Origin of the sequence: Caballeronia sp. SBC1, assembly GCF_011493005.1 — a bacterium.
Classification (GTDB): Bacteria; Pseudomonadota; Gammaproteobacteria; order Burkholderiales; family Burkholderiaceae; genus Caballeronia.
The window spans coordinates 3,134,780-3,148,590 of record NZ_CP049156.1; the positions used below are offsets into that span (position 1 = coordinate 3,134,780).

The window sequence follows — 13,811 nt, forward strand, 5'->3', positions numbered from 1 at the left end:
CAGCGTTAGCCTTGCACGTCCGCATAGTGGCGGATCTCAACGCGCTCCGGCGCCGCGGCACGTTCACGCTTCGGATCGTGCTGCGCGTGGCTGACCACATTGGCGACGGGTGCCGCACGATGCGGCGCGGCCGCATCGGTTTGCACGGGATGGGTCACGCGCGTGGACTGCGCCGCAATCCATCTGCGCGACCATTCGAGCGCGTAGTCCGCCGCGTCCTTCGGGTTTTCGTGGCGTGGACCGATCAGGCCAGAACGTTCCACCCGACGCCCGTCCTTCACGATTTCAGCCCAGCCGCGGAACATGCTGCCCGCGACCGGCCGCGCGATGGCGTAGATGGTGTAGCCGTGGCCGTCGTGCACGGGGGCGCAGTCGGGCTCGAACGCCATTGGCAAGGGATCGAAAGATGGGGACCGTGCCGCCGGGCCTGACGACTCACGCTGCAGCGAACGCGATCCCGTGCCGAGCATGGCTACCCTGCCCGCCGACATCGGCGTTGGCGCATTGGCGCGCGCAACGTCGTGCGCTTCCGCGATCCGGCGCGGAACGGCAGCAAACAGCGCGTCTACCGCGTTTGCACCGTTCCCTTCAGAACCGCCCCACGACTCCGGGTTCTGCCAGAACACACCACGGAGGCGATCGCATTCGTAGGTGGCCTGCGTCTGGCGCGGCGGCGCTTCGGTCGGCGTGGACGGCACGATGGTAAAGGAGCGCCCGCGCGATGCCAGCCGCGTCACCATTTCGATCAGCGTGCCGTTCATTTGCCAGTCGTTGAAACGACGGCGGCAGGTAGGCACAGTCGGATAGTGACTGGGCAGCTTCGACCAGGTTTCGCCGGTGGTGAGAATCCACAGCACGGCATTCACGATCGTGCGCGGTTGCGCACGCGGACGGCCGCGCCGGTGTTCGCGGACCTCTCCTTCGGTCACAAGGGCGGCAACTAGTGCCCACTCTTCATTGCTGAGTTCGTCGAAAAACATTGCGTTGCTCCATGCAGCCGGGCTGCGCTGCGCATGTTGAACCAAGCGTAGCAGGCGTTTTTTCTGCCCGCAAAACGGAGGAATCAAGAAATTCCGGGTATTCGCAAACGTTTGCTAAAAACGACAAGATGGTGCACGTAATCTGCATCAAATCCACTAGCTGGTGCAAAACAGGTCCCAAAGCGGCGCACAATCCGGTCTGGCTACTTGTGTATGAAGATTATTGCAGGAAGCATACCATCCTAATGGTTTGCCCGAATATGACAAAGCAGTAGATTTTCAGCGACTCTTATCAGAAATAATTCTTACATTTTCAAGTAATTTATTCCGATTCGGCGATTAATGTATTCAATACGAGTATTAAGCAAATCCTGAAAAATCAGTATCTATCCTTAGTTCTCGATAAGCGCGCCCGACCAGTTCCATATCTGTTGCCCGGTTACTGGCTTGTATACCTTCCAATTCAGGAACGAGCAAAGAAACAGCCTTGCAGCGCGGATAGTCGCGTACCCGCAAATCCGGCGCAATGGTAGTGAAGAACGCCGTCGTCGGGATATTGAAGCCCGCGGCTATATGAATGGCGGCTGTATCCGGAGCCACAAGATAAGCGGCGTGCTTGATCCATGCAAGAAAATCCGCCGTGTCAGGGGCGTTCGAAGTGAGGTCAGCGTAATGCGGGTGATCTATTGCGCCAAAGCCTGCTATGGGAAGCCTGTAGCGCTCCCACAAGGCTTTGACGAAGTCCTTATGCATGGGCACGGGAATGCTGCGCACGGGCGTGCTGGCGGTCGGGCACAGTAATACATAGTCGCCCTTCAGCGCCCGAGGCCGTGGGAGTACCAACTCGTTCAGCCAGTGATTGCGCTTGTCTATCGCCGGGACTTCGTCGGCTTTTATCCCCATTGCGCCGAGAAAAAAATCGATCATCGGCAGCGAGGCAAACTTCGGCCAGAACAAATGATTGCCTAAGTCGATGCGTAATTCGTTGTAAGGAATGGCATCGAGCTTCACGGGTAAATCGACGACAGAACCCAACAGCGGAGCCGCCAGTTCGTAAAGACGCTCTACATAACCAGGCGCATGAGCCGGTCGATAAATCGTGAAGGAAACGTGCGGAAACCGTGTCTTGATCGCCACAAGCGCGGTAAGGCCGATTACGGAATCGCCCAGTGTCACACCCATGCCATTAATCACGTGTACACGCGACCCAACAGCGTAATCCGGATTGAATTCAGCCAAAGCGGCATTACAAATCCCATTCGAAAGCCCTAGCGCGCGATAACCCTCTGCAGGGCTATTCGACACTTCGAGATCGTAGGGAGCCAGGATCTCGTCACACGGCGAGAGCAGCGACCCTGGATTCGTCAATGCGGAGGCGGCGTCCAGCAACTGCGGCGTCACGTTGTGGATCTCAGTTGGTGCGGCAAGATGCTTGCCAGTTTTCGCTGCATGGCCGGTTGATACTCCTGTACCCAGCGGTGTAGTCCTGTACCCAGCGGTGTAGGTCACGACTCGCTCAATCGGATCAGATGGCGCGCCAGATCCACGATCCCTCCCGGCTCCACTTATATCAGAGATAAAGTTCTCGCCAGCAATGGCCCATGCTCAATGCCTGCGGCACGAGTGGCGCTGCTTCGGAGATGGGGTCATCAAGAAGCGTGTGATCCCCGCATGAACTACCTCCATCGGGCCACCCTTCGCGATCTGCTTCTGGAATTTCGGCGTTACGCTTCTCGGGCCGTCGGGACATGACCGCCCTTCACGGTCTCGAGGTTTTCTAGTGTCGGCCTTGGGGCCAGGACCATACCGCCCGGTCTGGCAGCTTGGCGACAGCCAGAGCCCTTCCTCGGCAGCCTAAAGGATGTACGCCAGGTGGATTTACACCAATACGAGCAAGGTTGTGAAAGGTCATACAGGACAGGCAAAGGTTGTCCCCGGCTGCGCCTCAAGCGTTAGAACCGACAAATTTACCCAATGTGAAACCGCCGACAAGAAATAGCAGCTCGCCGGCGCCTGCCCGCTTCCCCGAATGTTTGACCCGCTGCAAGCAGGCCAGCCAACTCCGCAAATTATTCAAGGACCATCAGTCGACAGTTCGACGCGCACTTCGCCGACACTCAATACCTGGCCCTTTGGCGAGTTCGGTCCATTCACCCGTACGAACGAGACCACAAGGTTGTTCAAATTGGCGACCCCTAGATTCTGCAACACATCAGACACTGAAAGTATCAGCGTACCGCCATTGTGATGAATGGCACCCGATGCTTCAAACGGTCCGAATGTCCCGACGAAATGCGCGGGGCTGTTGACATCCGCGTCACCTGCGGCAGGAAGGTTGAGGTAGATATTGTAGTAATAGCCACCTGCCTTTCCCGCGCTGGTGACAGCCACGTTATCCAGCACAATGTTCGGATACCTGAACGTGGTCGTGGGTGTCTGAACGTTTGGTGTCACCGCGTTGGCAGCGGGCGCGGCGTTCGTGGATACCGCACCTTGCAGCGACGAGACTGACGCTGCTGGCAATGAAATATTCGCGCTGACCGAATTCTCGTTGAGTGTCACATTCGCGACGCCACCGAGTGAGCGCCTGTTTGTTGCGATCGTGCGCGCCGGCGTCGTGGCAAAGTTGCCGAGTGCAGGACGTACGAGGATTGGCACAACTTGTGCCTGCACCCGAATGATACGTCCCTGCTGCGCATTCACCGGAAGGGCGGTTGGGACGTTGTCGTTCGAGTAATCGTAGTTCAGCAACGAAGGCATGTACGTCATCGCTTTGGCCATGGTGAGGCCGGAGGCGTAGGTGAACGTTCCGGACCAGTATGAGCTGTTGGGCGCCGGCAAGATCGTCTGGGGCTGCTTCGACCACGCGTGCCATAGCCGGTCAACGTTCGCGTGGTGAAGATAAAAGATAGGATCTGTAGGCGACTGCATATCGGCCATCCACCCGCCGATTATGTTGTGGACCGGATTGTGAGGCGCGGATTCGAACGATGCTTCATACGAGTTCGACGTCCCACGCTGGAAATTGACGACGTTTTTCGCCCACGGCGCGAGCGTTAGTGCGGCATAGACGTCCGTGTTGGCACGGCCCGTCACATACAGGGGATTGCTGCTAGCCGCGTCCGTGAACTCGCTCGGCATAGTCGGGTATGTGTAGTAATCCCAGTACGGCAGAGTGAGCGTGCTGTCGCCCGACACCGTCCGCAACTGCTGTTCAAAATAGTATATGTAGCCTCTGTGCCACGCGAGAAAGTACGGCACCATGTGTGGACAGTTATTAAGGTGCACATTAACCCAGTACGTCCACGACGTAGGCTTCGTCGCGTCAGTTGCCGCTTTCATCAATTTCACTGCATTCAAAAACGATGCGTAGTGAGGTGTCAATTTAAATGCTTGCCATTCCAGACGGATCGACGTGGTTGTTGCGCTAATTGCCGGTAAAGGAAGCGACATTAATGCAGCGGCGGACGCGGAGCCCTTCAAAAAGGCACGCCGGTCAAATGTATTGGTTGTCATGTAAATTCTCCTCGGTTCGGAGATGTCACGCAGGGTTATTACTGCCTGGGGACGGGGCCCGTGGCCTGAGCCCGTTTGTGGCTCGTTGCACCCGGACTAGTTAACGATAGCTGACCTCCTGTGAATGCATTGAGCTATCGAGTGAGAAACGTGCGCAACCTCACATTTCATCCCACTGGAATCGAGAGAAGATAAGTATTCCTTCATGAGGGCCGATAATTGATAAAGGCCGAGCTAAAATATTGCTAGCGAGGCCGCGCAGCCAACGCAGACGGTATGTTTACTTAAACCTCATGTCTACGCCCGGGGCAGACATCGAGCGCGAATGGAGAAGAACGCAGTCGGTATGAACTCATACTTTTAACGATTTGCTATGTCAGTCCTTGCAGAAAATAGACCGTTGATTGCCGCGTGATGCGCTTAGAGGCATCCCGCCAGAACACTGTATCGTCAGCTGAAACGAGTCCTGACTTTGCACCATTGGGTTATCCACCAATGCCTGAAGGCTCGCGAAGCTCACAAAGTGTACGTTGCTTACTGGATAAACCGTCCACATCCTTGGGAGAGGAGGCAACGAAAGGCAGATTACGGCGAGACTTCGGGTCGCTTTGCTGCACGACGTCCGTGCGATGTAGCAGCGGCCTTCACGCTCACACAGAGAGTCCAGGAAGGGAGAAGAAATGCGCAACGCGGAGTCGCAGGTTGAAATTATCTGTGATACGGAGCGCTTTCGAGCGCTACGAGATGAATGGGACGATCTGTGGGTGAGAGCGAGTGGCCAGTACCACGAATCCTTTATGACGTGCTGGCAGAGTTGGCTGGATATCGCAAAGCCCCGAGGCAGCAAATTGCGTTGCATTGTTGCCCGCAAAGACGGCCGGCTTGTCATGGTGTGGCCGCTCGCCCGCTCAACGCATGCCATGTGGAAAATTCTGCGTCCACTGGGCCCCGAAGCTGCCGACTACACCACCATTCTGCTCGAACCAGGCGCCAGCGCCAGGGCGCTGACGAGACAGGCGTGGAACGCAGCCCTGACGCTCTGCGGGGCGGACGTAATTCAACTGCCCTATTTCAGTAGTAGGACCGAACTCCACAGGCTCGTGTCGAAAGAACGGCATCACGTGTTTGGAGACGCGCGCCAGGCGTCTGTCGCCCGACTAACTGCTGAAGCCGACTGGTCATCGTTTTGCCGCTCGCTCGGTACATTGTCCGGCAAAAAGCCGGGTGCACTCGAACGGCGACTGGCGAAACAAGGCACGGTGGATGCGCGCCTTCTCACGCCTGACGACGCGGAGGAAAACGCCAGGCTCGTCGAATGGACACTCTTGCGTAAGCGCGAATGGGCGTCGCGCGTCGACAAGCGAGGCGCGTGGCTCTACTCATCACGCTATCGTGATTTTCTCGTCTCGCTTCTCAATGCACAGGAGCGCAAGCCGATCGCACGCCTTTGTCTGATCACCGTGAACGGGGTGCCCGTCGCCACAACGATCGTTGGCATCGGCCAGTCGTCAATCAAGGGAATCATCACCGGTTTTGACGAACGATATGCAAAATTCAGCCCTGGGCAACTGGTAGTCGAACACATGGTGAAATGGGCTCTCGACAATCACTTTGATTTCGACTTCGGCGTGGGAACAGAGAGCTTCAAAGCCTATTGGAGCCGAGACAACACGGTGACGGTGGCGAGCGCGCAGATTGCCGCCTCCGCATGGGGATGCGTTGCGTTTCGTGCCAAGGAACTGGTTGGGAATGACTCAGGAGGACTGGCTCGTCTGTGGCATATGGCGTTAGGGGACAAGCTTGAAGAAATGCGCACCGCGATGCGCGCCAAGTCGAACGGCGAAGCCTTGGGAGCGGCTGACGGCGATGGCGCGGGGCCAATGCGACAGAACGTGCACGAGCGGAGAAGTTGATCCGATGGTGACGTTTCGCCATACGCACTGCAGAGGCGAACGCGCGCTAACGGCAATACCAATTGATGATGAAACGGCGCTGACGCAGATTGATTAAACGCGCTGCCCGAGCCCGATGCTTGCGCCGGGGCACTAGCCGCCCGTGGGCGTTGCGTGTATCGATCAGGCGCCCTACCTCTTTCGCGGTATGGAGCGAGCGGTAGTCGAGGATTTTAGTATGAGCAAGTCCACGTTATTCGAGGTTTCGACGTTTTCAGTGGAGTGCCCACGCTGTGGTACCCGGATGCGCCGCAATCAGCACCATTGCACTCAGTGCGGCTCATTTAACTCCGAAGCAGCTGATGCGAATGGCGGCCAGCGGATCGAAGTGGGCTTCCCTGCGCCCGGCGACCGTGAGGAACTGCAACCTCTCCGCCTGCCCCCGGCCGTCCTGCCGCCGGGCCTCCTGCCGCCGACCAGCCGTCGCCGCGATGTCACGCGCTGGTCTGCGCCTCCGCCGCCGCTAATGAAGCGAACCCTCAGCGTCAAAACCGCGCTGCTCGGCGCGTGTGCAGTGGGCCTGCTAGCATGCGGCCTGACTTATCTTTGCTTCGGCAGGCCGAGTCCAGAGGACGAAGCGGGTAGTGAAACCCACTCAATCGGCCGGCCTGATTTTGACGCGAAGTCTGCTCTGCCCGCTGATGTTGCCTACATGAGTCCGAAAACGTTGCGCGAAATCTACGCCCGGGTCGGCGCCGCCAGCAGTGCTGACGACGTGTCGCCGGAACCAGCATCGCCGGAGGCCGACCCTGTGCAGACTGTGCTCTCGCCCGACATCCAGCCAGACGCTCCGAGTGATTCCTCGTCTGGCACTGGCACGATGAATACTGCGACGATTCCGCCCGCACCGCCGGGACAGCGCGCCAATACCGCGAGCGGGGCCGACGCGCACGGCGGTGTTAAGCCGCACCGGCGTGTGCACTCGGTCCCGCACGAAGGTTGGGACTCGGATAATTATTCCAGCGTGGAAAGCAAGGGCGCGGGTTCCGCAACTGCTGCAACCATGACACAGGAAGCTGCTTCGGCCAGCCTGCCGACATACACCGCCCGCATGACCCCGTTGTCGGCCCGGCCGAATGAATCCGGGGAGGCGGCCGGAGAGGCGGTGACGCCGATGCCGCAGGAGGCGACGTCGGCCGCGCCGGGGATTACGCGAAAAGAGCAGCCCGTGCCCGCTGCAGCGATGGCTGTTCCGCAGCAGCGCGCGCCCGCTCGCCCGGTCTTTCCAGATGCCAGCAATCCTGACGCCCTGGAGCGCGCGATCAAGGAGTATGGCTGGGAACCGCCGCAGGGCGCGGCGGCATCGCGCTGAATCATTTTCGTCAACACCTCCGTCGGGTCGTCGACGTTGGCGCCTTGGTGGCCGCGACGGAGGCCGGCTGCGGGTTGGCTGAAGGGTGGTCGCGCAGTTGACCAACAGCACCGACCGGTGCGGCCGATCGCCATTGTGTGGACCCAGGGAAAGTCGATCCGGGTTCTGACCGCGGCTGTGCATGTTTGCGCCGATGGCAATACGGTGGCGGCTCCAGGCGCAGCTCGACAGCTCGCATCGAGGAGGGAGAAACGTCGGCAATCCGACCAGGCTATTGGATTGACTACCTCGTATCCTCGGCATCGGGTCTGACCATGAGATAGGGAAACGGAGCACCTTGCGGGTTGCGGCAAAAGTGATGCATCAACCTGCGGGCCGTTGCCGTCTGCCCAGGGCTTCGACGTAGGTCTCTTCATAACGACGCCAGCTCGCTTCAATCGAGAACAAGCCATGGATGCGACTTCTCGCCGCATGCCCGAGCGCGGCCCGTTCAGCACGCGACTGATTGAGCATTGCGCTCAACGCGCGACCGAGCGCCTGCGGATCTTCCGGCGGCACGACCGATCCCGTCGCGCCAATCAGCAATGCGGTGTCACCCACATCCGTGGCGACGCAAGGCACTTCGCACGCCATCGCTTCGCCGATCACCGTCGGCAGGCCTTCGCTCTTCGACGACAAACAGAACACATCGAGCCCCGCCAGCAGCGTCTGTGGCTCCGCTTGCGGCCCAAGCAGCCGGCACGCGTAGCTCGTCTGCGTCGCATCGAGAATGGCGACTAGTTCGCGATTCCCCGGGTCCAGTCCCTGCCCAGCCATCACGAACCGGCATTGCGGCATGGCGTCCAGCACGACGCGCATAGCGGCGACGAAGGTACCGTAGTCCTTGACTGGATGGTAGCGGCCGACGATTCCGACAAGGGGTGCGTTCAACTCAATGCCGATCGATCGGCGCAATGTCTCGCGGCACGCAGGATTTGCACGAAAGAGCTCAAGGTCGATACCGTTATGAATCACCGTCATGCGCTGAGGGCAGTAGCCGCCCTGACGGTGCGACGACCTCGCCGACTCCGCGCAGCACACGATCATGTCGGGTACGCGCGACGACATCAGCGCGCAGGCTCGGGCGATCCAGCGCGTCGCGCGGCTGCTCCCGGTCAACCGCAGATCGGTGTGATGAACGCCCCACAGGAGCGCGGGGCGCCTCACAGCCGCGCCGCGCAGCCAGCGCACTATTTGTGCAGCGTAGGTTGCAGCGCCCCCCAGAAGGTCGGCGTGATACATCCATGTCTGCACGACGTCCGGCTCGAGTTCGTCCAGCCATTGAACGAGCCGGCGGAACAGCCGCACGCTCGGCACGCCTCGTCCCATGCCCAGAATGCGCACTTCGACCCCCAGCGCGACAAGACGCTCGGCAAGCGGCGCCTGCGACGAAAGGGAAATGACCGCGTGCTGCAAGCCATCGCGCCGCGACGTACTGATCAGCCGCACCAGCATTGTCTCTGCGCCGCCAACGGAGAGATCCGTGATGACATGAACGATCTTCATGAAACGATGCTTCCGCTCTGCGGCAGGGCTTGCGGTGCCTGTTCGAGCAGCTCACGATAGACCGCAAGCGTGCGTTCGATCACGATCCGTTCGTCGAACTCGTGCAGCGCCTTTTGCCGTGCCGCGCGGCCGAGCTTGCGGGCAAGCGCGCGGTCGTCGTCGAGCAGGCGTATCGCGTCGGCAAGCGCGTTGCCATCACCCACCGGCACGACGAGTCCCTCCTCGCCATTGATGCTGACAACCTCACGGCATCCGGGTGCATCAGTGATGATGAGCGGCAACGCGCATGCGGCCGCTTCGATCATCGATTTCGGCAAGCCTTCGCGGTAGCTCGGCAACACCGCGACGTCTGTCTGCGCGAAGAGCTTCGGCATGTCGCTGACGTGTCCGAGCCATTCGACCAGCCCTTCCTTGATCCAACCTTGCAGCGATGCTTCGTCGACGCTCGCCGGATTGCCAGGGTCCGGCGAGCCGGCAAGAATACAACGCACGTTGCGGCCTTCGCTCTTCAGGAGGCGGGCTGCGTGGACGTATTCGGCAATGCCCTTGTCCCACAGCAGCCGTCCTGCCAGCACGACACGCAGCGGCTCGCCCTCGCACGGTTCAGCTCCTTCCGGCCGCGGGTTGAAGCGGCTCATGTTGACACCCGATCCTTTGATGATGCGAATCGCGCTTTCATCAACAATATTCGCTTCGCGGAATAAACGGTGATCGTCGGGATTCTGCAGAATTACTATGCTGCCTTTGCAACTCATCGCCATGCTCATGACGCTGCGCACCACCGGCCTCAACAAGCGAGCCTTCAGATCGCGGCTAGTGAACACATAGCCCATGCCCGCCACCGCGTTGACACGGCCGGCCACGCCAGCGAGGCGCGCGGACAGTGAGCCATAGACTGCGCATTTGATCGTGAAGCCGTGCACGAGATCGGGATGCTCGCGCCGCAGGAAACGCACGAGCCAGATCAACAGCGTCAGCTCTCGCAACGGATTGAGACTGCGCCGGACCATTGGCACCGGTTCCCATCGAAACCCGAGGGTGCGCAATTCGGGGCCGTATTCGCCGGGTGGCGACATCAGTACGACGTCATGCCCAAGTTCCCGCAACGCACGTGCAAGCGAGAGCCGGAAGTTGAACAGATACCAGTCAGTATTGGCGAAAAGAATAACCTTGCTCATGTGAGCTCCTTATTGATCGTCACCTGTTGGCGGCCGCCCGCTTGCGCGTCTGCTCGTCCAATCGGCCGGCTGATGCAAGCGGCGACGCTCAACCGCCGGCGCGCTGAAACAGCGCATCCCGCCAGCGCGGCACAGCATTCACCGAGTACCGCTCACCGATCCAATGCACCGCTTGGGGCCGAGTTCAGTGCGCAGTCGTCAGCGACGATTCCGACGCGTGCGATCTGGGTCCATGACGCGGCCGCTTAACTGGGCAACCACCGGCTGGGCAACCACCGCCTGCGCATCGAACTCTCGCGAGCAGGGAGACGGTCATGGCTGCTCCCACGACACCGGGTTCGGAGCCCAGCGTTTGGTGTAGACGAGGTAGCAAACAAGTGTCGTCGCGTGCATCAGCGCCGTCCCGGTGAGAATGCCGGGCACGCCCAGCCAAGACGTCATGGTCAAGTTGGCGAGCACTTTGACCAGGAAGCTCACCAGGGCGATCACGGCCATTTCCCTGTAGCGACTCGCGCTGGCGAACAGCGTCAGCAGCACGAGACCGGAAAAATAGAATGGCATCTGTAACTGGCCCCAGCGGAAAAGCTCGGCGACGGCCGCCGTATCACGCGCGTTAAACGCACCGCGCTGAAACAGCAACGCCACGAGATATGGCGCCAGTAGCCACGCCACGAACGCAACGGCGCTTCCGAGCAGAAACATCAGCAGCGTCCATTTAAGTGCCGTATGCCGTGCGCGCACCGAATCTCCGCTGCCAATGATGTCCGACAGGATTGGCAGCGTTGCCTGGCTGATCGCAAGCGCTCCCATGCTGAGCAAGAGCGAGAGCACGCGGTTCGCGTACCCGAGGGTTGCGATCGCACCATCTCCGTAACGTGCGACGAAGAATTGATCCAGCACCGGCGTGCAGCACATCACCAACTGACCAAGCCCCAGCACGCGCACGGCTCTGAGAACACGCGGCCATTGCGGTGCCTTGAGAGTCAGCCGCAGCTTGAAGCGGATCGGATCGATGCGCACCGACAGCGTGCGCACAACCAGAGTTTGCAAGACGTAGCCGCCGACCGTGCCGCATATGAGCGGCAGCACCGCGGTATGGTCGCTCACAGATAGCACGAAGATCAGCACGAGCCCCGCCGGCAGCCCGTCAAGCAGCGTATTGATGTGACGCTCACGCGATTGCAGACGTGATGCATACCCGCACGACACCAGCATCAGCACGCCAATCGGCGCCATCGTCAGCATCATCTGGCGGCAGATGGCCCGCGTGTCAGGCGAGAGATTCCTGGCAATCAGATGCAGCGCAAGCGGCCAGCACAGATAGAGCAGAACCGTGAAAGCCACGCCGACCGCGGTTGCCCATGCTTCGAGTTCGCCGAGAAAGCGCGCCTGATCTTCAATCGACTGTTGGCGAAGATTGACAAACACCGGCACGAGCACGATCCCGAACACCGTTGCGAATGCCATGGGCAACCAGCTCACGAGCGCCATCGTCAGCTGATAGGCATCAACGACGCCGCCCGTGCCATAGCGATAGGCGATCGCCATTTCCTTGAAGGCGCCCGCGCATCGCCCAGCAAGGACAAAAACCGAGATGCGCAACGCCCCGCGGGCGATGCGCATATGATCAGGATGAATCTGCAGAAGCTTGCTTCGCAACGCGCCAAGCTGAGGGATCATGCTACCTCCCCGCCACGCGAACGGCCGCGGCCAGGCCGCGAGCGTTATCGCCGAAGCGGGTATGGTTGGCGCCAAAGCGCACATACCATGCCATCGCCGCCGCGAGCCCCCGCGCAAGCGTTATCCTGCATTCATGGTTGAGCAGCGTTGCCGCCTTGTCGGCATTGGCCTGCGGATGCCGGATATCGCCCGTGCGATTCGAGCCCAGCAAACCCGCGACACCCGTCACGAGCCATGTTTTCAGGTACCGAACCACGTCACGCCGTGTGCCATCGCAGCGATTTGACATCAATGTCCTCCTACCTATGACGATTGTTCTACTGTCGATGGCCGGCGGGGCCTCGCGAGCGCTAGAGCCGCAGATCGCTCGATTCGGGCGGCAACACATATTTCAGGTCGTAAAGCACATGGCGAGGTTTGCCAAACGAACGCAGCGTATCGGCGCCCCATTCGGCGAATTGACGATGTGCGACAGCGATAATAGTGGCGTCATAAACGCCTTGCGCCGGCTTGTCGATAAGATCGAGCCCGTATTCGTGATGCGCTTCCTCTTTCGATACCCACGGATCAAACACATCAACGAGCACGCCATAGTCCTTCAGCCCGTTCACGACATCAACGACGCGCGTGTTGCGCAGGTCTGGACAGTTTTCCTTGAACGAGAGGCCGAGCACCAGCACCCGCGCACAAGGAATATGAATATCGAAGCGCGTCAACGCCTTGATCAGCTGAGATACGACGTACCCGCCCATACTGTCGTTCAGCCGCCGTCCCGCAAGAATGATCTCCGGGTGATAGCCGATGGACTGGGCCATGTGCGTCAGATAATACGGGTCCACGCCAATGCAGTGTCCGCCCACCAGTCCAGGACGAAACGGCAGGAAATTCCATTTGGTACCCGCTGCCAACAACACCGCTTCGGTGTCGAGGCCGAGTTTGTTGAAGATGATCGAGAGCTCATTAACGAGCGCGATGTTCAGATCGCGCTGCGTATTTTCGATCACCTTCGCGGCCTCGGCTACGCGAATGCTGCTCGCTTTGTGAGTGCCTGCAGTGATGATCTCCCGGTAAAGCGAATCGACCAGGTCGGCGACTTCGGGCGTCGAGCCAGAGGTGATTTTGCGGATGTCGGTCACGCGGTGCGCCTTGTCGCCGGGATTGATCCGCTCGGGACTGTAGCCTGCAAAAAAGTCCACGTTGTACTTCAGGCCCGACTTCTGCTCGAGCAGCGGTACGCATTCATCCTCGGTCGCGCCCGGATAGACCGTGGACTCGTAAATCACGATATCTCCGGGCTTGAGCACCGAGCCGACAGTTTCGCTCGCGCGAATCAGCGGGCCGAGGTCCGGCCGCTTGAAACGGTCGATCGGGGTGGGCACCGTCACGATGAATACGTTGCACTCCTTAAGATGTTCAATGTCCGACGTATAACTCATGCCGGTGCATGCGGCCAGTTCTTCTTCGCTGACTTCAAGCGTCACGTCACGGCCCTCAAGCAATGTCGAAATGCGCGCTCGATTGATATCGAATCCCACTACGGGTCGGTGCTTGCTGAATTCCACCGCCAGTGGCAAGCCAACGTACCCCAGGCCGATTATCGCGACGCTCAGTTCATGTGACGCACGCATGACCACTCTCCAATTAAGGA

11 protein-coding genes are annotated in these 13,811 nt (G+C 59.7%); 2 read left to right on the forward strand and 9 right to left on the reverse strand.

Going from position 1 to position 13,811, the window contains the following annotated elements; all coding sequences use genetic code 11:
• Positions 1 to 5: 5 nt before the first annotated feature.
• The 4 genes from SBC1_RS13895 to SBC1_RS13910 all read right to left on the reverse strand — a co-directional run bounded on the left by SBC1_RS13895 (position 6) and on the right by SBC1_RS13910 (position 4,322).
• Positions 6 to 980: a transposase gene (locus tag SBC1_RS13895; RefSeq protein ID WP_243830224.1), complete on the reverse strand. Its 975-nt coding sequence runs from the start codon at positions 978 to 980 to the stop codon at positions 6 to 8.
• Between the two features lie 360 nt (positions 981 to 1,340).
• Complete coding sequence (locus SBC1_RS13900; protein WP_243830225.1) at positions 1,341 to 2,381, reverse strand: glycosyltransferase family 9 protein; 1,041 nt, start codon at positions 2,379 to 2,381, stop codon at positions 1,341 to 1,343.
• Positions 2,382 to 2,585: 204 nt separating this feature from the next.
• Complete coding sequence (locus SBC1_RS13905; RefSeq protein ID WP_371826757.1) at positions 2,586 to 2,813, reverse strand: polysaccharide biosynthesis protein; 228 nt, start codon at positions 2,811 to 2,813, stop codon at positions 2,586 to 2,588.
• 240 nt (positions 2,814 to 3,053) lie between these two features.
• Complete coding sequence (locus SBC1_RS13910) at positions 3,054 to 4,322, reverse strand: tyrosinase family protein (RefSeq protein WP_165988160.1); 1,269 nt, start codon at positions 4,320 to 4,322, stop codon at positions 3,054 to 3,056.
• A gap of 854 nt (positions 4,323 to 5,176) precedes the next feature.
• On the opposite strand from SBC1_RS13910, the gene SBC1_RS13915 reads away from it, so the two are divergent.
• Both SBC1_RS13915 and SBC1_RS13920 read left to right on the forward strand, forming a co-directional pair.
• Positions 5,177 to 6,409: a GNAT family N-acetyltransferase gene (locus tag SBC1_RS13915; RefSeq protein ID WP_165988162.1), complete on the forward strand. Its 1,233-nt coding sequence runs from the start codon at positions 5,177 to 5,179 to the stop codon at positions 6,407 to 6,409.
• Between the two features lie 217 nt (positions 6,410 to 6,626).
• Positions 6,627 to 7,760, forward strand: a complete 1,134-nt coding sequence (locus tag SBC1_RS13920) for a hypothetical protein (protein WP_165988164.1) — start codon at positions 6,627 to 6,629, stop codon at positions 7,758 to 7,760.
• Between the two features lie 363 nt (positions 7,761 to 8,123).
• On the opposite strand, the gene SBC1_RS13925 is transcribed toward SBC1_RS13920, so the two are convergent.
• The 5 genes from SBC1_RS13925 to tviB all read right to left on the reverse strand — a co-directional run bounded on the left by SBC1_RS13925 (position 8,124) and on the right by tviB (position 13,791).
• Complete coding sequence (locus tag SBC1_RS13925) at positions 8,124 to 9,305, reverse strand: glycosyltransferase (protein WP_165988166.1); 1,182 nt, start codon at positions 9,303 to 9,305, stop codon at positions 8,124 to 8,126.
• A complete protein-coding gene (locus SBC1_RS13930; protein WP_165988168.1) occupies positions 9,302 to 10,483 on the reverse strand; it encodes a glycosyltransferase family 4 protein in 1,182 nt (393 codons plus the stop codon). The genes SBC1_RS13925 and SBC1_RS13930 overlap by 4 nt, the downstream gene beginning before the upstream one ends.
• Positions 10,484 to 10,795: 312 nt before the next feature.
• Positions 10,796 to 12,163, reverse strand: a complete 1,368-nt coding sequence (gene murJ, locus SBC1_RS13935; RefSeq protein WP_165988169.1) for a murein biosynthesis integral membrane protein MurJ — start codon at positions 12,161 to 12,163, stop codon at positions 10,796 to 10,798.
• Between the two features lies 1 nt (position 12,164).
• A complete protein-coding gene (locus SBC1_RS13940) occupies positions 12,165 to 12,452 on the reverse strand; it encodes a hypothetical protein (RefSeq protein WP_165988172.1) in 288 nt (95 codons plus the stop codon).
• 61 nt (positions 12,453 to 12,513) lie between these two features.
• Positions 12,514 to 13,791, reverse strand: coding sequence for a Vi polysaccharide biosynthesis UDP-N-acetylglucosamine C-6 dehydrogenase TviB (gene tviB, locus SBC1_RS13945; RefSeq protein WP_165988174.1), 1,278 nt, complete (start codon positions 13,789 to 13,791; stop codon positions 12,514 to 12,516).
• Between the last annotated feature and the right edge of the window lie 20 nt (positions 13,792 to 13,811).

Coding starts and splice junctions, on each gene's coding strand:
- SBC1_RS13895 (WP_243830224.1), bottom strand. CDS start 980: ATGTTTTTCGACGAACTCAGCAATGAAGAGTGGGCACTAGTTGCCGCC.
- SBC1_RS13910 (WP_165988160.1), bottom strand. CDS start 4,322: ATGAAAGCGGCAACTGACGCGACGAAGCCTACGTCGTGGACGTACTGG.
- SBC1_RS13915 (WP_165988162.1), top strand. CDS start 5,177: ATGCGCAACGCGGAGTCGCAGGTTGAAATTATCTGTGATACGGAGCGC.
- SBC1_RS13920 (WP_165988164.1), top strand. CDS start 6,627: ATGAGCAAGTCCACGTTATTCGAGGTTTCGACGTTTTCAGTGGAGTGC.
- SBC1_RS13925 (WP_165988166.1), bottom strand. CDS start 9,305: ATGAAGATCGTTCATGTCATCACGGATCTCTCCGTTGGCGGCGCAGAG.
- SBC1_RS13930 (WP_165988168.1), bottom strand. CDS start 10,483: ATGAGCAAGGTTATTCTTTTCGCCAATACTGACTGGTATCTGTTCAAC.
- murJ (WP_165988169.1), bottom strand. CDS start 12,163: ATGATCCCTCAGCTTGGCGCGTTGCGAAGCAAGCTTCTGCAGATTCAT.
- SBC1_RS13940 (WP_165988172.1), bottom strand. CDS start 12,452: ATGTCAAATCGCTGCGATGGCACACGGCGTGACGTGGTTCGGTACCTG.
- tviB (WP_165988174.1), bottom strand. CDS start 13,791: ATGCGTGCGTCACATGAACTGAGCGTCGCGATAATCGGCCTGGGGTAC.